Genomic DNA, 17,526 nt, shown 5'->3' on the forward strand with positions numbered 1-17,526 from the left:
TGTCGGATGAAAATCACCCCGCAATGCGTCGTAGCCCTGACATGGACGCTGAAAGACACCCTGGGCGATATGCTCGATGAACTGGACGAGCCGGTCGAGTTTTTACTGGGCGGCAATGACCTGCTGATCAAAATTGAAGAGGCCCTGCAAGGCCACGAGGCCGGCGACAAGCTGGAGCTGCATCTGGAGCCCGAAAACACCTTCGGCGACTATGACGAAAACCTGGTTTTTCTGGAAGCCCGCAACATCTTCCCCGCAGAACTGGAAGAAGGCATGACCTTTGATGGCGCAGCGCTACCGGCCGGCGCCAACGGACAAATTCCGCACAACCACATTTACACCGTGACGGAAATCTACCCGGAGCATGTGGTACTGGATGGCAATCATCCCCTGGCCGGCATTGCGATCCGGCTGGCGATGAAAGTAGAGTCTGTGCGCGAGGCCACCGCACAGGAAATTGGACGGGGTTCTCTCGGCACCGGTTTTTTCAAACTGGAATCGCTGACGAGCGGCAACGACACATTGCATTGATCCACTCAGAGTGAGCGCGGGTTGCGGAGCGGCGCAGCAAATGCTGCCACCGCTCTTATTCTTACCTTGACCCGCCCTGAAGACGGCTTGGAGCCGGTTTAAAGACGGTAAATCTGTCCATTCTCTATCCTGACGCGATCACCGACGCGCAGGTCTCCGGATGCAGGCACGTCGTAGGCGCGGGTGCTGCCGTTGTCCAGCCGGATCGAGATACGATAGGTTTCACGAACAGTCGTGCTTTGGCTTTTCTCAATGGCATTGCCGGCCACAGCGCCACCTACAGCGCCGACCACCGTGGCGGCAGTGCGACCACTACCGCCGCCGATCTGAGAGCCGACCACCGCACCGGCCACACCGCCGATGACCGCACCGACGCCGGAGCCCCTGCCTGGCTCCGAGGTCCGCAGGACCTCCACATTGGTGACACGCCCAAACTCGGTGTAGTTACCCTGCGGATACTGGGCAGGATAGGACGAGGTCGGGTAGGACGAACTGGGATAGGTCGACACCGGTTCCGATGAACTCATGGGCGGAGCCGCGCAGGCAGCCAGAGCCGCCAGCACAAGCACCGAAGCAGTGGTTGAAATATATCGGGAAGGTTGACGCATGGAAGTCTCCTGTTAAGAAAGTTGAGGACCTTATGCAATCAGCCGGCGTCACCTTGCGCCAATGGCGTGCAGTTAACGTGCGGATTGCTTGAGTCTCTAACTGATTACATGCGCAATCGCCAAAGCCGGGGGTGGGGCCCCAGGCTGATTCGGCGTGGGAGAGGGCTGCCCGGCAGCGTAAGAAAAGCCTGACGCTGGACGAACCCAGGACGGTAGGCCTTCAGTTCGGTCCTCAGTTTTTACCGGTGGACCCGTAACCACCTTCACCGCGTTCGCTGGCGGGGAATTCGGTGACTACATTGAACTTCGCTTGCACAACCGGCACGATCACCAATTGCGCGATACGCTCCATGGGCTCGATGGTGAAGGGCACATCGCTGCGATTCCATGCACTGACCATCAACTGACCCTGGTAGTCACTGTCGATCAGGCCCACCAGATTACCCAGCACGATGCCGTGTTTATGGCCCAGTCCGGAGCGCGGCAGAATGAGCGCCGCATAGCCCGGATCACACAGGTGGATCGCGACGCCCGTCGGCACCAATTGCCAGGCATTGGCGCCCAGCGTCAGCGGCGCATCCAGGCAGGCGCGCAAGTCCAGGCCTGCGCTGCCGGGCGTGGCGTAGTGAGGAAGATTGCCCTGAAGGCGGGGATCCAGAATCTTGACGTCTATTTTCATGACTTGTGTTTGCGTTCGGCTTGTTGGGAATGGGGGGATATTTCGGTGGTGCCTGCTGCGGTGGTTCTTGCGGTGGCGGTTCTTGCGGCGGTATCTGCCAGGTCTGCAAGGCGTCTGGCCGAGGCACGCAGCGAGGGAGCGCCAACCCTGAACACAACCCACGCAGCATAAGCCAGCAGGAAGGGAATAAACAGAAAGCCTGCTCCGGGCAGCAACCTGGCCAGCATCTGGGTTCCTATCCACGCCACCAGCACCCACTTCACATGAGTGAGGAAAGAAATTCCTGCAAAGGGTTCGAGGGCAGCCTTGACAGAGGGCATCCCGGAACTCGCAGAAAATGGCGCATTCGCCTGTCCGCCCTGTTCCGGCTGGAACATGTCCGGGCGCACGCAGACTGAAATATTGCCGCTGGTCAAACGCTCGACGTACCGCGCGAAATCGCCGTCAGGAGGGGTATCGGAGGGGTGTATCAAGCAGCTCACCCTTTCCGGGTCGAAGCGACCGGCGCCGCCAGCCTGGCAGCGATTTCCTGAACCAGCCGGCGTGCCAGCGACAGCTTGGGCGCCCGGGCCACCTCGGTGCTGCCTTGCTCGTCAACCAGCAGCAGCGCGTTATGGTCCTGTCCAAAAGTATCGGGCCCGATGTTACCTACCAGCAGTGGTACGTTTTTGCGCAGGCGCTTGGCTTGGGCGTTCTCGGCCAGGTCATGGCTTTCTGCGGCAAAGCCCACGCAAAACAGCTTGCCCGCCCGGGCGGCGGCAGACTTGGCAACGGTGGCGAGGATGTCCGCGTTTTCCGTGAATCCCAGTTGCGGCGCGTGGCCCGATCCGTCTTTCTTGATCTTTTGGGCTGATGGTGCCGCAGGCCGCCAGTCGGCCACAGCCGCGGTAGCTATGAAAACAGTAGCACCCTGCACCCGGTCCATCACGGTATCGAGCATATTCTGTGCAGATCTCACGTCAATGCGCGTGACGCCCCGTGGTGTGGGCAGGCCCACCGGGCCGGCGACCAGCGTGACCTCGGCACCCGCCTCGCGCGCAGCGCGCGCAATGGCAAAACCCATCTTCCCGCTGGACAGGTTGGTGATGCCGCGCACCGGGTCAATAGCCTCATAAGTGGGTCCCGCCGTAACCAGCACGCGCTGGCCGGCCAGCACCTTGGGCGCAAAGAAGGCAATGATGTCCTCCAGCAGCTGCTCGGGCTCCAGCATGCGGCCATCACCCGTTTCCCCGCACGCCTGAAAGCCGTTGCCCACGCCCAGCACCCTGGCGCCGTCGGCCTCAAGCTGAACAAAGTTGCGTTGCGTCGCCGGGTGCGCATACATCTCGCGGTTCATCGCCGGCGCCACCAGCAGCGGCACCTTGTCGATGGGCCGGGCCAGGCACATCAGGCTCAGCAAATCATCGGCACGGCCATGGAGCAGCTTGGCCATGAAGTCAGCGCTCATGGGTGCAATCAAAATCGCATCGGCCTCGCGCGACAGGTTGATATGCGCCATGTTGTTGGCTTCGCGACTGTCCCACTGGCTGGTGTAAACCGGCCGGCCGCTCAACGCCTGCATGGTGACAGGTGTGATGAACTGCTCGGCGGCTTCCGTCATGACCACCTGCACGGTGGCGCCCGCCTTGATCAGCGCACGGCACAGCTCGGCCGACTTGTAGCAGGCGATACCGCCCGACAGGCCCAGCACCAGATGCCTGCCGGCCAGGTCCAGTGCTTCACCGCCGGGCACGCCGTTTTCCACGGGATTGGCTTGATTTGTCATGTTTCGCAATGTAGCAGCTAGATGGGCCCCCACGCTTTTCACTGCGTGTAATGCGCTGCCCCCCGAGGGGGCCGCTGCGCCTGCGGCCCGGCAAAGCCGGTTCCGCGGCCCCTGCTGGCTGGAGAGCTATTAGGCCCCCACGGTTGCTCACTGCGTGTAGCTCCCTGCCCCCCCGAGGGGTCGCTGCGCCTGCGGTCTGGCAAAGCCAGTCCCGCGGCCCCTGCTGGGATGAAGAGCCCCCACGCTTTTCACTGCCTTGCGATGCGCCCATCACAGGAAAGCCCGGGTTTTAGCGCCTCGGCTGGCGGCCGTTGTACGGCCAACCCGTATAATCTCCGTTTACCACCTCTGCGAACTTGCGGTTCGTACCTGACATGACCAAATTTGTCTTCGTCACCGGCGGTGTGGTGTCTTCCCTGGGCAAGGGAATCGCCTCAGCCTCCTTAGCTGCGATCCTTGAATCGCGAGGCCTCAAAGTCACTCTTATCAAGCTGGATCCCTACCTCAACGTGGATCCCGGCACCATGTCGCCCTTTCAGCACGGTGAAGTCTTTGTCACCGACGACGGTGCAGAAACCGATCTGGACCTTGGCCACTATGAGCGCTTCATTGAAACGCGCATGCGCAAGGCCAACAATTTCACCACGGGTCAAATTTACAAAAGCGTGCTTGAGAAAGAACGTCGTGGCGACTACCTGGGAAAAACCGTACAGGTCATCCCACATGTCACCAACGAGATTCAGGAGTTCATCAAACGGGGCGCCGGCTATGAAACCGCTGATGCTGTCGATGTGGCGATTGTCGAAGTAGGCGGCACCGTCGGCGATATTGAATCCCTGCCCTTTCTGGAGGCCGTGCGGCAGATGAGTCTGCGGCTGGGCCCCAACAACACCGCCTTTGTTCATCTGAGCTATGTGCCGTGGATTGCGGCCGCCGGTGAACTTAAAACCAAGCCGACGCAGCACACCGCCAAGCAGCTGCGTGAAATCGGCATTCAGGCCGACGTGCTGCTGTGCCGCGCAGACCGTCGCATTCCGGCGGAAGAGCGTGAAAAAATCTCCCTCTTCTCCAACGTGCCCGAGTGGGGTGTCATTTCCATGTGGGACGTGGACACGATTTACAAGGTCCCGCGCATGCTCCACGAGCAGGGGCTGGATGGCCTGATCTGCGACAAGCTGCGCCTGAACACGCCCCCGGCCAATCTCAAGCGCTGGGACGATCTGGTGTATGAAACCGAGCATCCCAAGACCGAGGTCAACATTGCCATGGTCGGCAAGTATGTGGACCTCTCCGACAGCTACAAGTCGCTCAACGAGGCCTTGCGCCATGCCGGCATGAAAAACCATGCCAAGGTGGTCATCGAGTATGTCGACTCCGAAACCATCGCACCCGATAACGTGTCGCGCCTGGCGCGCTTCGACGGCATTCTGGTGCCCGGCGGCTTCGGCGTGCGCGGTGTCGAAGGTAAAATCTGCGCCGCCCGCTTTGCCCGTGAAAACAAAATGCCCTACCTCGGTATCTGCCTGGGCATGCAGGTGGCCACCATCGAGTTTGCGCGCCACGTCGCAGGCCTGAAAGACGCGAACAGCACCGAGTTCGACCCGGCCACCCCCAATCCCGTCATCGCGCTCATCACCGAGTGGAAAGACGCCGACGGCACCATCAAGACGCGCGACGCCAAGTCCGACCTCGGTGGCACCATGCGGCTTGGCGCCCAAAGCTCGGATGTTGCCAAAGGCTCGCTGGCCTACAACATCTACGGCGATGTGGTGACCGAGCGGCACCGCCATCGCTATGAAGCCAACGTCAACTACCTCGACGCCTTGCGCAAATCAGGCCTGGTCATTTCGGCGCTGACGCAGCGCGAGCAGCTGACTGAAATCGTGGAATTGCCGCAGGATATACACCCGTGGTTCGTGGGCGTGCAGTTTCACCCCGAATTCAAATCAACCCCCTGGGCTGGACATCCGCTGTTCAATGCCTACATTGCGGCGGTGCTTGAGCACCGCGTCAAGGCCGGCCAGGATGGCAAGGCCGCGGCCAAGCCCCTGAAGGCGGTGGCCTGACCATGAAACTATGCGGATTTGACATTGGTCTGAACCAACCGTTTTTCCTGATTGCCGGACCCTGCGTGGTGGAGTCCGAGCAGCTTCAGATGGACACAGCCGGCGCACTGAAAGAAATCACTTCGTCACTGGGCATCCCCTTCATCTTCAAGTCCAGTTACGACAAGGCCAACCGCTCCAGCGGCACCAGTTTTCGCGGCCCCGGCATGTTGAAAGGCCTGGAAATTCTCGCCAAGGTCAAGCGTGAGCTGAACCTGCCCATCCTGACCGACGTGCACTCCGAAGCCGACATCGCTACCGTCGCCGCTGTGGTCGATGTGCTGCAAACCCCGGCGTTTTTGTGTCGCCAGACCGATTTCATTCATGCGGTGGCGCAATCGGGCAAGCCGGTCAACATCAAAAAAGGCCAGTTCCTCGCGCCGGGTGACATGAAAAACGTCATCGACAAGGCGCGGGCTGCGGCACGTGAAAAAGGCCTCAACGAAGACAACTTCATGACCTGCGAGCGCGGGGCCAGTTTTGGCTACAACAACCTGGTGTCCGACATGCGCAGCCTGGCCATCATGCGCGAGACCGGCGCGCCCGTGGTGTTTGATGCCACCCACTCGGTGCAACTGCCCGGCGGCCAGGGCACCAGCAGCGGCGGCCAGCGGGAAATGGTGCCAGTGCTGGCGCGCGCCGCAGTCGCCGTCGGTGTGGCCGGCCTCTTCATGGAAACACATCCCGACCCGGCCAAGGCCCTGAGCGACGGCCCCAATGCCGTGCCGCTCAAGCACATGAAAGCCCTGCTCGAGACCCTGCTGGAACTGGACCGCGTGACCAAGAAAAACGGCTACCTTGAAAACAGTTTTGAGGCTTGAACATGAGCAACGCCGGGCCGCCCCAAGTTGCGAAGGCCCCCTTGGGGGGCAGCGTAGTACACGGAGTGACAAGCGTGGGGGCCATATGACCAGTGCCTACATTATCGCCAACGTTACAGTTACGAACCCCGAACAATACGAAACCTATAAAAAACTCTCTAGCATTGCCATGCAAGTGCACGGCGCCGAAGTTTGCGTGCGTGGCGGCAAGGTCGAGGTGATTGAAGGCGATTGGTCGCCAAGCCGCCTTGTCGTGCTGAAATTTCCCGACATGGAGCAAGCCCGGGCCTTCAATACGTCGGCCGAGTACGAGGCCGCCCGTCAGTCGCGCCAGGGCATCGCCGTCATGCGCATGGTGCTGGTTGAAGGTGTGTAGTTTTAGTCTTCTGATTTTTGTTTTCTGATTTTGAAAGAACATAAATGAGCGCAATTGTTGATATCGTTGGCCGTGAAATTCTCGACAGCCGTGGCAATCCCACCGTTGAATGCGACGTGCTGCTGGAGTCCGGCGTCATGGGCCGCGCCGCAGTCCCCTCGGGCGCATCCACCGGTTCGCGCGAAGCCATCGAGCTGCGCGACGGCGACAAATCGCGCTACCTTGGCAAGGGCGTGCTCAAGGCCGTCGAGCACATCAACACGGAAATCTCCGAAGCCGTGCTGGGCCTCGATGCCAGCGAACAGGCCTTTCTCGACCGTACGCTGATTGACCTGGACGGAACGGACAACAAGTCCCGCCTGGGCGCCAATGCGACGCTGGCCGTCAGCATGGCAGTTGCGCGTGCAGCGGCTGAAGAAGCCGGCCTGCCGCTGTACCGCTACTTCGGCGGCAGCGGCGCGATGCAGATGCCCGTTCCGATGATGAACGTGGTCAACGGCGGCGCGCACGCCAACAACAACCTTGACCTGCAGGAGCTCATGATCATCCCCATCGGCGCGCCGAGCTTTCGCGAAGCCGTGCGTTACGGTGCCGAGGTGTTTCATGCGCTCAAGAAAATCCTGCACGACAAGGGCATGAGCGTGGCCGTCGGCGACGAAGGCGGCTTTGCGCCCAACGTGCCCAGCCACGAAGCGGCCATCCAGATGATTCTGGAGGCTATCGACAAGGCCGGCTATGTCGCGGGTGAACAGATTGCGCTGGGCCTGGATTGCGCGGCCTCCGAGTTTTACAAGGATGGCAAGTACGTGCTGGCCGGCGAAGGCCTGAGCCTGGACGCCACCGAATGGACCAACATCCTGGCCACCTGGGTCGACAAGTACCCCATCATCAGCATTGAAGATGGCATGGCCGAAGGCGACTGGGATGGCTGGAAAATTCTGACCGAACGCCTGGGAAAACAGGTGCAACTCGTCGGCGACGACCTGTTTGTGACCAATACCAAGATCCTCAAGGAAGGCATCGACAAGCACATCGCCAACTCGATCCTGATCAAGATCAACCAGATCGGTACGCTGACGGAAACCTTTGCCGCCATCGAGATGGCCAAGCGCGCCGGCTACACCGCCGTCATCAGCCACCGCTCGGGCGAAACTGAAGACTCCACCATTGCCGATATCGCGGTCGGCACCAATGCCGGCCAGATCAAGACCGGCTCGCTCTCCCGCTCTGACCGCATGGCCAAGTACAACCAATTGCTGCGCATCGAGGAAGACCTGGGTGACATCGCGTCTTATCCAGGCCGCGCTGCGTTCTACAACCTGCGTTGACCTGACCACTTCCACGTCCACTTCCACGGCTTGTGGCTAAACCTTGGCTAATCGCTTCATCCCTGCCATCCTGATTGCGCTGCTGGTGTTGCTCCATGCGCAACTCTGGATTGGTCGGGGTAGCGTTCCAAGTGTGCGCGAGATGCAGCAGCGGCTGGACGAGCAACTCGCCAAAAATGCGCAAGCGCAGGTCAGCAACGATCAACTGGCGGCCGAAGTCAGGGATCTGCGGGAAGGCCTGGAAATGGTCGAGGAAAAAGCACGCGTGGAACTGGGCATGGTCAAGCCCAATGAGATCTTTGTGCAGATCACAAAATAATCACCCGTCAACGCCTTCTGCGAGCGCGGGCGCAACGCCCTTCGGTAGCCCGGGCCGGGTTGAGGTTGCCCCGATTGCCCCACTTGTCCCTCTGTCCCACTTGCTGCCCCGCTTATCCCATTTCCCCCATCATCAGGCGTCACCGTGCTGAAACTTGCGCTGGTCGGGGCACCACACACCGGTAAATCCGCCCTCGCGACCGCCCTGGACGAGGCGCTGAAGACCTCGGCCTGCGCCGCCTCTGCCTGTGTTGTGATCGTCCCCGCGCCCCTGCCTGCCGCCAGCCTGGCCGGCTACGCCCTGGTTCTGCTGATGGGGCTGGAGCCCCCGGTACGCGGGCCCGACATGGGTGATTTGCCAGCCCTCAACGCCCAGATGAATGAAATGAGGGAAGCTGCAGACCAGTCGATTCGCACCGCACTGCTCCAGGCCGGCGTGCCTTACCGGGTGATCTACGGCTCAGCGGAGGAACGCCTCGCCCATGCACTCGCCGCTCTGGAGCCCCTGCTGAAAACGGCCGGCCAGCGCCTGCGACAAAGCCACGGTGCAGCGGGCGGACCGGACAACGCCGGCAAAACCAGGCCCTGGGTATGGGTGTGCGACAAATGCAGCGACCCGCAGTGCGAGCACCGGCTGCTGAGCGATCTGCTGGCCGGGCGCGCACGCCCGGTTTAGGGGCTGCTCAACGCCAGGAGCGCATCCCGGGGTTGCGTTACTGCACTGTCTGGGTGGGTGGTTGCTGCTTGCTCTGGCTCAGGAAGATTTGCGCCGCATCCACGGGGTCAAAGTCGTACTGGGCACCACAAAACTCGCAGCCGACGGCTACCTTGCCGCGCTCTTCAATAATGCTCTCGATCTCTTCCGTACCCAGGCTGCGCAGCATGTTCCCCACACGATCGCGCGAGCAACTGCAGGAAAAGCTGGGCGTTGCCGGCTCAAAGCGGGTCACCTGCTCCTCCCAGAACAGGCGGCGCAAGATGGTGTCGGCATCCAGGCCAAGCAGTTCTTCGCGTTTCAACGTTCCGGCCAGCATGGCGATCCGGTTGTAATCTTCATTGAGACCGATCTGGTCTTCATTAGCGTCCCTGTCAGTCCGGCCCCGGCCCTCCAGGTTGCCCTGCCCTTTCACCGGCAAACGCTGGATCAGCAAGCCGGCAGCAACCTTGCCGTCAGCTGCCAGAATGAGCTTGGTGTCCAGCTGCTCGCTCTGCAGCATGTAATGCTCCAGCACCTCGCCCAGGCTTTCAATCTTTTCACGCCGGTCGCCAAACAGCGGCACCACGCCCTGGTAAGGCTGCTGCCCCGGCAACTTGTCCTTGGGGTCCAGCGTGATGGCGCAACGCCCCTGGTTGTTCACATTGACCAGTTGGCTCAAGGAACTCCCGGCATCCACGCTGCCCGTCACTGTTGCGGTAGCGCGCAGGCTCAGGTCGGGCTGCACTTCCGCCACCGCCAGCTTGACGGGGCCATCGCCAAAAATCTGCAAAATCAGCGCACCATTGAACTTGATATTGCTCTGCATCAGGGCGCCTGCCGCCGTCATTTCGCCCAGCAGGTGCATCACCTCGACCGGATAGCCCCCGGCGGCCTTCCGGCGCGTGAGGATTTCCTGCCAGGAGTCGGTCAGGCGTACCAGCATGCCGCGAACCGGCAGGCCGTCAAAGAGGAATTTATGAAGTTCGGACATTAGGCCCCCACGCTTTTCACTTCGTGTAATGCGCTGCCCCCCGAGGGGGCCGCTGCGCCTGCGGTCTGGCAAAGCCAGTCCCGCGGCCCCTGCTGGGCTGAAGAGCCCCCACGCGTGGTTTGGGAGGGTCGGGTATTTGGGGTAGTCATGCTTTAGGTACCGTTCAGGCCAGTTTCTTGAGTCCGGCCTTGTAACGCCGGGCATTGTCTACATAGTGCTGCGCGATCCTTTTTAAACCCTCGATCTGCTCCGGCGAGAGTTGCCTCACCGCTTTGGCCGGGCTGCCCAGGATCAGGGAGCCATCGGGGAACTCCTTGCCCTCGGTCACCAGCGAACCCGCGCCGACCAGGCAGTTTTTGCCGATTTTCGCGCCATTCAGTACCACCGCCTGGATGCCGATCAGCGTACCATCGCCGACGGTGCAGCCATGCAGCATGACCTGATGACCGACCGAGACGTGGTCGCCAATCGTCAAGGGCACACCCTCGTCAGCGTGCAGGACGCTGTTGTCCTGGATGTTGGTGCCCCGGCCAATCGTGATGTTTTCCGTGTCGCCACGGATCACCACGCCAAACCAGGCGCTGCTACCCTCACCCAGCGTCACCCGGCCGATGACCTGCGCGTTCTCGGCCACCCAGGCTGACTCGTGAATGGTAGGGGCTGAATCGCCCAGCTGGTAAATGGCCATGAAAGTCCTTGAACAGGTGATCGTCGGAAAGGGATTGCCCCGATTGTAAGTAACCACTCGCCCTACTGTCTGCGCCGTCTGCGGCCGCAAACGGCGCTATCGCCGACAATCCAGCCATGATTGCCAAGCCGCCACCCTCCGCAGACCTGCGCCAGCAAGCCCTGCAGGCGCTGCTGGAGCCTGATCCACAGGAAAAAGTGAAGCTTACCCTTGCCATACAAGCGTTTTCAGCTTCACTTTTGGTAGCAAATGAGGCAGATTTACAGGCCCCCGCCGGCCTGCCCGGGCGCCCGGCACGGCCGGAATTGCGCTCCCACCTGGATGTGCCGAAGCGCTCCCCCTTCACCCATGAAGGCTTGGCTGCGCTACTCCATGCGGTGACCCACATCGAATTCAACGCCATCAATCTGGCCCTGGACGCGGCCTGGCGCTTCGGCGGGCTGCCGCCTGCCTATTACCTGGACTGGCTAAAAGTGGCCGGGGAGGAAGCGCAGCACTTCAGCCTGCTGAGCGACCACCTGCAAGCCATGGGCTACCGCTACGGCGACTTCCCCGCCCACACCGGCTTGTGGGACATGACCGAAAAAACCGAAGGCGACGTACTGGCGCGCATGGCGCTGGTGCCGCGCACGCTGGAGGCACGCGGGCTGGACGCCACGCCGCCCATGCAGGCCAAGCTGCGCCGGGTCGGCACGCCCGATGCCTTGCGAGCCGTCGACATCCTGGACATCATCCTGCGCGATGAAATCGGACATGTGGCCATCGGCAACCACTGGTACCGGTTCCTCTGCGCCGAGCGCGGTCTGGACCCGGTCGCCACCTATGCGGTCCTCGCAAAACAATACGGCGCCCCCCGGCTGAAGGGCCCACTCAATCTGGAAGCTCGTCGCGACGCCGGATTTGACGCTGCTGAATTGGCCCTACTGAGCGCAAATGCATGAAGTTAACAGGTTTATATGTGCAAAAAGAGCTAAAGCACGCTAGACTGTAAACGCACCGAAAGGAGTTTGCGCATGATCCGGCACCTGGTTCCAGACATCCAATCGCAAATGACGAGCCTGCCCGCGGACGTCGCCCTCGAATTGCCTCAGGGCCAGCGCCTGGGTTCAGCCAACGCGCCTGTCAAGCTGTCGTTTTCCAACTGGTCCAGCATCGCCCGCCTGAAAGCCGGCCAGATCGGCGCCCTGGCAGAAGAGTATGTCGAGGGCAAACTGCAGCTTGAAGGCGCCATGCGCGATGTCATGCGCGCGGTAACCAAACTCCTGCCGGGCAACCCGGTGGAAAGCGACATGGGCTGGTGGTCCGGCCTGCTGCGGCGGGCCAAGTCCCTGGCGGCCCACACGCCGGCCAGGGATGCAGCGCAAATCCAGTTTCATTACGACGTTTCGGATGCCTTCTACGCGCTCTGGCTGGACCCGCGCCGGGTGTATTCGTGCGCCTACTACCGCGATACCGCCATGACGCTGGCGCAAGCCCAGGAGGCCAAGCTCGACCATATCTGCCGCAAGCTGATGCTCCGGCCCGGCGAGCGTTTCCTGGATATAGGTGCGGGCTGGGGAGCGCTGCTGCTGTGGGCAGCCGAGCATTACGGCGTGGATGCCACCGGCATCACGCTATCGAAAAACCAGCACGCCTACGTGCAGCACCTGATTGAGCAAAAAGGCCTGGGCGGGCGCGTTCGCATGGAACTGCGCGACTACCGTGAAATGCCCGAAGACCAGCCCTTCGACAAAATTTCATCGGTGGGCATGTTTGAGCATGTGGGGCAGGCCAACATGCACGCCTACTTCAGGAAAATCATGCGTCTGCTGGCACCTGGCGGGCTGGTCATGAACCACGGTATCACGGCCGGCGGGCTGGAAAACCATCAGCTCGGCGCCGGCATGGGCGACTTCATTGAAAAATACATCTTTCCCGGCGGCGAGTTGCTGCACGTCAGCGCCGTGCTGGAGCACATGTCCCGCGCCGGACTGGAAATGGTGGACACTGAAAACCTGCGCCCGCACTATGGCCGAACATTGTGGGACTGGTCAGACGCCCTGGAGTCCCGGCTGGACGAAGCGCGCCAGGTGCTCGCCGAAGACGGCGGCGCCGAACGTGCCGAAAAAACCCTGCGCGCCTACCGCCTGTACCTGGCCGGCAGCGCCATGAGTTTCGAGCAGGGCTGGATATCGCTGCACCAGATGCTGGCCACGCGCCCCACGGGCGACATGCGTGAAGCGGGGGTCAAGGGCGCCCAGTCGGTTTACCCCTTCAGCCGCGACTACATGTACCGCTGATGTGGCGCTGACTCCCAACCCACCGTCACCCTTCTTTTCTTTCAACCCCGTGGATGGTGCTGCGCATGCAGCGTCTTCAGGCGTTCCCGGGCCACATGGGTATAAATCGTGGTGGTGGAAATGTCTGCGTGGCCCAACAGCATCTGCACGGCGCGCAGGTCAGCGCCGTGGTTCAGCAAGTGCGTTGCAAATGCGTGGCGCAAGGTGTGCGGCGACAAGGGCGAATGGATGCCCGCCAACTGCGCGTACTTCTTGACCAGCATCCAGAACATCACCCGGCTCATGCCAGAGCCACGGTTGGTGACAAACAGGTCATCGGTCTGCTGACCGCCCAGAATGGCCGGTCGCGCCTCGGCCAGGTACAGCACGATCCATTCGCGCGCCACCTGCCCGAAAGGTACCAGTCGCTCCTTGCTGCCCTTGCCCATGACGCGCAACACGCCTTCATTCAAGCCCACGTGAAAGGTCTTGAGCCCGACCAGTTCGCTGACGCGCAGTCCGCTGGCGTACATCAGCTCCAGCATGGCCCGGTCGCGCTGCCCGAGTGGCGTGCTGTCACTGGGCGCGGCCAGCAGGGCCTCCACCTGGGCTTCGCTCATGACTTTGGGTACCCGCAAGGCCTGTTTGGCGGATTGCAGTTTCAGCGTGGGGTCCACCGTGATCAGGCGCTCACGCAGCGCCCAGCGAAAGTAGCGCTTGAACACCGTCAGGCGCCGGTTGGCCGATGTGGCCTTGGTGGTGGCGTGCCTGGTGGAAAAGTAGCGGTTCAGGTCAGTCTCAACCGTGTCGTCGAGCTTGCGCCCCTTTTGCGCAGGGGCGGCCAGCCAGGCCGCATACAGCGACAGGTCACGCCGGTAGGCCGCCAGCGTATTTTTCGACAAGCCGTCTTCCAGCCACAAGGCGTCGATAAACCCATCAATGCTGGACTGGCTCTGAGATTGCATGCTCCGACGATAACAAAAAGGAAAAACGAAAAAGCCGCCCGAAGGCGGCTTGTCGTGACAATTCCGGCCGGCGTCGGCGATCCGATGATGCAGTACGGGCAGGTGTGAGCGGCTGGATTGTCAGCATGCACGGCCTTCAGCTCCGGTAGAAATACGGATCGAGCACGCTGACCGCTGTGATGCTGCCGACTGGCAGGTTGTTTTTACCCGCCGTTTCGCGGATTGCTTCGGGCGTCGGCCCATCGTAGACGCAAAACGACTTGCGCAAGTCCTGGCTCACGTAGGAGTGGATCCAGGTCACGCCACTCTTGGCGTTGTTCTCGACCACGGTACCGCAGGCTTGTGCGCCCTGATCATTGACCGGGATCCGCAAGCCGTCGGGAAAAGTTCGTTCGACCATGTAGCGTGGCATAGCTGCTCCTTGAATTGAAACGGCGGAAATTCACCGTCGAATTCAGCTTAGGTGTCCGCATCGTCAGCGCCCACGGCGGACTTGCCTAGATTGCCGTCTTGCCTTGCCCATATTGGGACGCGATCCCCGCACGCAGCGCCGCAGCCACGGCTTCGGTGCGCGACGCAACGCCGAGCTTTGTGAAGACAGCCGCCAGATGGTGATCGACGGTCCGTACCGAGCGGCACAGCCGCTCGGCGATTTCCGAGTTCTTCAACCCTTCGCACAACAGCCGCAGGACCTCGATTTCGCGTGCGGTGAGTTGGTGCGGATTCGTCTGTGTTGAGGGTCGCATTCCTCTTGGAAGGCCCCGCAGCCCCGCAGCGCGCAACTGCCGGCGCAACCCGTCCGCTGCCGGGCGTGCACCCAGTTGCTCGAACAGGGTCAACGCCTCGAGTTGGGCAGCGGCGTCACCTTCGCTCAGGGCGCGCGCTTGCTCATAGGGACAGCCCAAGTCCGCCCAGGCAGTCGCTGCCTCACGCCAGTGGCCAGCGATCTGAAGGGAAAAGGGCTCAGCACAGGGCACCGGCGTGACGTCGAGTGCGCCCGCTCGTTTCATCCAATAGGCCAATTCGCCGGTGAACCATGGATGCCGATGGTGGGTGGCGAGAGTCAACGCTGGCTGCGCCTCCTCAGCCACTGCGCGCAAGTCGCCGCGCAGACAGGCCGCTTCGGCGCGGGCCGCGCGTACCGGGGCGATGCGCTGGAGCGTGTCGCTGGCAAGGGCCAGTTCCAATGCCTCATCAAGGGTCTCAGCCACACCGGGGTCACCGCGTCGCGCTCGCAAACGCCCCAGCGCGACGAGGGCCATGATGCGGCTGGTGGTGCGGTGGGTCGTCTGTTGGACGATGTCCTGCGCATGTTCAGCCGCGTCGTCCCAGCGGCCCAGATACATCTCGCACAACGCCAGCCAGGCCGTCGAGTAGTTGCGGTAGAAGTCGATCTCGTGCTGTTGCGCAAAGGAGATGGCCTGGGTGAGGTAGCGCTGCGCCTCACGCAGCCGGAAGACTTCACCGGATCCCGAGCCGAGATTGCTGTAGGTGTTGGCCGCGATGTAGTGCAGTCCGTCGGCAAGCGCCAGGTCCAGCGCGCGTTGCAGGTGCGCGCAGCCGGCGTCGTAATCGATGAACATCGTGGCAGTCCCGAGCGTGCCGACGGCAGCGCCAAGAATTTCGCGATGCCCGAACTGCTCGGCAAGACGGAGAGCTTTACGGCCCCAGGCAACCGAAACCTCGCAGTCCCGATTGAGCATGCGCAATTGGGCTTCCACGCGGTAGGCGCCGGCCAGCTGTACACCGGGCGGCAGCGGCTCGAGCAGCTCAATCGCCTTGCGGCTTGCGGTGTCGGCGTCGGTGTTCCTCAAGGCCAGCACATAGACCAGGGCAAGCTGGCTCAGATTTTCCGCCTCGCCCAGGGTGTTGGCTGCGCGTCGGTGCAACTCGCCCAGGCGCAAACGCGCGGCTATGGCTTCGTTCAACTGGTCGGTCAGCTGGCATTCATGCGCGTAAGCATCGAGCCAGGCGGCGCGTTGGGCCTCGCCGGCTTCCCCTGCGCCTTTCGCGTACTGCAGCGCCGTGCGGTAGTGGGCGGCCGCCTCTCGGTGCGCCCCGCGCTGCTGCGCCTGACGTGCCGCTTCAGGCGCATAGCGCAGCACGGCGGCGCTGTCGCTGCACTGCGTGGCGTGGTGTACCAGGCGCGCCAGCGAGACAAGCTGCTTGTCCTCTCGCACCAGCGCATCCAGGACGTCCGCATGCAGTGCATGTGCAACGGGCTCGGACAGCGATGTTTCGATCGCAACCCGCGCCAGTTCATGACGAAAGCACAGTGCCGAGGCAGCGGTCGTCAGCAATCCGGAATTCAAGCACTCTTCGATCAGGGCGACGTTCGTTCCGAGCAGTGCCTCGACCAGCCATTGCTCGATCTTCGCAGGAACGACGGACGCGAGCTTGACGACAGCCTGTGCGCCCGGACTGAGTCGCGCGAACCTTGCCAGAACCAGATCCTGCACGCTGCGCGGCACGCCGTCGATGCCATGCCTGAGCAGCTCGGTCACGAAAAACGGGTTGCCGTGCGTCGCTGAGTAGATGCCGTCCGGCGACCGCAAGGCGCAGCGGGCGAGGAGTTCGACCGCCGCTGGCGAAAGCCTGGGCAAATCCACCCGGGTCACGAGGCTGCCCGGCAACTCGCCCAGCAAGCGCCGCAGCGGGTGCGCTGGGGTCAACTCGTCGTCTCGATAGGAGATGACCAGCAGGCAGGCGGCACGATCGACCCGCCGGCCGAGGAACTTGAGGAGATCCAGCGTGGCGTCGTCCGCCCAATGCGCGTCCTCGATCACGACCAATGTCGGGCGACGGCTCTGCTGGAGCTCCGTGAGCACGGCTTCGAACAGCGCTGCGCGGCTGCCGTCGCCACCCAGCAGCGGGCGAAACCTGACCTCCGAGGAGCGCGCAATATCCTGCAGCGGGGCAAGCGGATGCGGGGTCTGCAGCGCGTCGCAGGCGCCCCACCACAAATTGGCTTCTCCGCGTCTTTCGGCCAGCGCATTGAGCAGGCTGGTCTTGCCTATGCCAGCCTCGCCGGCGATCAGGGCGGTGTGGCCGGTGCCGCGCGCGACGGAATGCATACGGTCTTCAAGCGCCTGCAATACGGCATCGCGCTCAACGAGTTCAATCGACCGATTCCCTGGAGAATGCGGTGATCGGGGATCATGAGGTGTAAATGGTGTAAATACCACGGATCGCCATAGTACGCCTCTCTTTGCGATTGCCGCGAGCGTCGATTCCGCCAGCTTGATCAGCCCCATCAACCAGGCCCGGATTTCCCGGTTTATGAAGCCGCCGCTGCGGCTGGGCGCACAGGCTGGAAATGGATTTCCTGCGGGCTGGGGGGCGCCAAAATGCCAAAATGAAAAAGCCGCCCGGAGGCGGCTTGCGGTTGATGGCTCA

At 62.1% G+C, this 17,526-nt stretch carries 18 protein-coding genes; 9 read left to right on the forward strand and 9 right to left on the reverse strand.

Annotation, left to right across the window (positions count from 1 at the left end):
* The first annotated feature begins 6 nt into the window (after window positions 1-6).
* Entirely contained in the window at window positions 7-531 is a 525-nt protein-coding gene (locus AC1DS5_RS11865) for an FKBP-type peptidyl-prolyl cis-trans isomerase (RefSeq protein WP_477718462.1), read from the forward strand.
* A 98-nt stretch (window positions 532-629) separates the two neighbouring features.
* Here the strand turns inward: AC1DS5_RS11865 and AC1DS5_RS11870 are convergent, their stop codons facing one another.
* The 4 genes from AC1DS5_RS11870 to coaBC form a co-directional block, all read right to left on the reverse strand.
* Entirely contained in the window at window positions 630-1,139 is a 510-nt protein-coding gene (locus AC1DS5_RS11870; protein ID WP_477718463.1) for an outer membrane lipoprotein, read from the reverse strand.
* Between the two features lie 232 nt (window positions 1,140-1,371).
* Window positions 1,372-1,818 (reverse strand): dUTP diphosphatase, encoded by a 447-nt coding sequence (dut, locus tag AC1DS5_RS11875; RefSeq protein WP_477718464.1) that lies wholly within the window; start codon window positions 1,816-1,818, stop codon window positions 1,372-1,374.
* Window positions 1,815-2,291 carry a hypothetical protein gene (locus AC1DS5_RS11880; protein WP_477718465.1) on the reverse strand — a complete coding sequence of 159 codons (477 nt, stop codon included), beginning with the start codon at window positions 2,289-2,291 and terminating at the stop codon, window positions 1,815-1,817. Before AC1DS5_RS11880 ends, dut begins: the two co-directional genes overlap by 4 nt.
* Before the next feature lie 5 nt (window positions 2,292-2,296).
* Window positions 2,297-3,583 (reverse strand): bifunctional phosphopantothenoylcysteine decarboxylase/phosphopantothenate--cysteine ligase CoaBC, encoded by a 1,287-nt coding sequence (gene coaBC, locus AC1DS5_RS11885; protein ID WP_477718466.1) that lies wholly within the window; start codon window positions 3,581-3,583, stop codon window positions 2,297-2,299.
* Window positions 3,584-3,957: 374 nt separating this feature from the next.
* On the opposite strand from coaBC, the gene AC1DS5_RS11890 reads away from it, so the two are divergent.
* The 6 genes from AC1DS5_RS11890 (at window position 3,958) to AC1DS5_RS11915 (ending at window position 9,207) form a co-directional block, all read left to right on the forward strand.
* Window positions 3,958-5,649, forward strand: a complete 1,692-nt coding sequence (locus AC1DS5_RS11890; protein ID WP_477718467.1) for a CTP synthase — start codon at window positions 3,958-3,960, stop codon at window positions 5,647-5,649.
* Window positions 5,650-5,651: 2 nt separating this feature from the next.
* Complete coding sequence (kdsA, locus tag AC1DS5_RS11895) at window positions 5,652-6,509, forward strand: 3-deoxy-8-phosphooctulonate synthase (RefSeq protein ID WP_477718468.1); 858 nt, start codon at window positions 5,652-5,654, stop codon at window positions 6,507-6,509.
* An 85-nt stretch (window positions 6,510-6,594) separates the two neighbouring features.
* Window positions 6,595-6,885, forward strand: coding sequence for a DUF1330 domain-containing protein (locus AC1DS5_RS11900; RefSeq protein ID WP_477718469.1), 291 nt, complete (start codon window positions 6,595-6,597; stop codon window positions 6,883-6,885).
* A gap of 44 nt (window positions 6,886-6,929) precedes the next feature.
* On the forward strand, window positions 6,930-8,213 hold the full coding sequence (gene eno / locus AC1DS5_RS11905) for a phosphopyruvate hydratase (RefSeq protein WP_477718470.1): 1,284 nt from the start codon (window positions 6,930-6,932) through the stop codon (window positions 8,211-8,213).
* A 43-nt stretch (window positions 8,214-8,256) separates the two neighbouring features.
* Window positions 8,257-8,532 (forward strand): septum formation initiator family protein, encoded by a 276-nt coding sequence (locus tag AC1DS5_RS11910; RefSeq protein WP_477718471.1) that lies wholly within the window; start codon window positions 8,257-8,259, stop codon window positions 8,530-8,532.
* A gap of 144 nt (window positions 8,533-8,676) precedes the next feature.
* Entirely contained in the window at window positions 8,677-9,207 is a 531-nt protein-coding gene (locus tag AC1DS5_RS11915) for a hypothetical protein (RefSeq protein WP_477718472.1), read from the forward strand.
* A gap of 37 nt (window positions 9,208-9,244) precedes the next feature.
* On the opposite strand, the gene hslO is transcribed toward AC1DS5_RS11915, so the two are convergent.
* A complete protein-coding gene (gene hslO, locus AC1DS5_RS11920) occupies window positions 9,245-10,219 on the reverse strand; it encodes an Hsp33 family molecular chaperone HslO (RefSeq protein WP_477718473.1) in 975 nt (324 codons plus the stop codon).
* A 163-nt stretch (window positions 10,220-10,382) separates the two neighbouring features.
* Complete coding sequence (locus tag AC1DS5_RS11925; RefSeq protein WP_477718474.1) at window positions 10,383-10,907, reverse strand: gamma carbonic anhydrase family protein; 525 nt, start codon at window positions 10,905-10,907, stop codon at window positions 10,383-10,385.
* A 116-nt stretch (window positions 10,908-11,023) separates the two neighbouring features.
* On the opposite strand from AC1DS5_RS11925, the gene AC1DS5_RS11930 reads away from it, so the two are divergent.
* Both AC1DS5_RS11930 and AC1DS5_RS11935 read left to right on the forward strand, forming a co-directional pair.
* Window positions 11,024-11,848, forward strand: a complete 825-nt coding sequence (locus AC1DS5_RS11930; RefSeq protein ID WP_477718475.1) for a ferritin-like domain-containing protein — start codon at window positions 11,024-11,026, stop codon at window positions 11,846-11,848.
* A gap of 72 nt (window positions 11,849-11,920) precedes the next feature.
* A complete protein-coding gene (locus AC1DS5_RS11935) occupies window positions 11,921-13,186 on the forward strand; it encodes a class I SAM-dependent methyltransferase (RefSeq protein WP_477718476.1) in 1,266 nt (421 codons plus the stop codon).
* A gap of 41 nt (window positions 13,187-13,227) precedes the next feature.
* On the opposite strand, the gene xerD is transcribed toward AC1DS5_RS11935, so the two are convergent.
* From xerD to AC1DS5_RS11950, 3 genes are all read right to left on the reverse strand, one after another.
* On the reverse strand, window positions 13,228-14,130 hold the full coding sequence (gene xerD / locus AC1DS5_RS11940; RefSeq protein ID WP_477718477.1) for a site-specific tyrosine recombinase XerD: 903 nt from the start codon (window positions 14,128-14,130) through the stop codon (window positions 13,228-13,230).
* A 136-nt stretch (window positions 14,131-14,266) separates the two neighbouring features.
* On the reverse strand, window positions 14,267-14,542 hold the full coding sequence (locus AC1DS5_RS11945) for a DUF4242 domain-containing protein (RefSeq protein WP_477718478.1): 276 nt from the start codon (window positions 14,540-14,542) through the stop codon (window positions 14,267-14,269).
* A gap of 85 nt (window positions 14,543-14,627) precedes the next feature.
* A complete protein-coding gene (locus AC1DS5_RS11950; RefSeq protein ID WP_477718479.1) occupies window positions 14,628-17,384 on the reverse strand; it encodes a helix-turn-helix transcriptional regulator in 2,757 nt (918 codons plus the stop codon).
* Between the last annotated feature and the right edge of the window lie 142 nt (window positions 17,385-17,526).

This window comes from Polaromonas sp. P4_H1 (genome assembly GCF_056400945.1).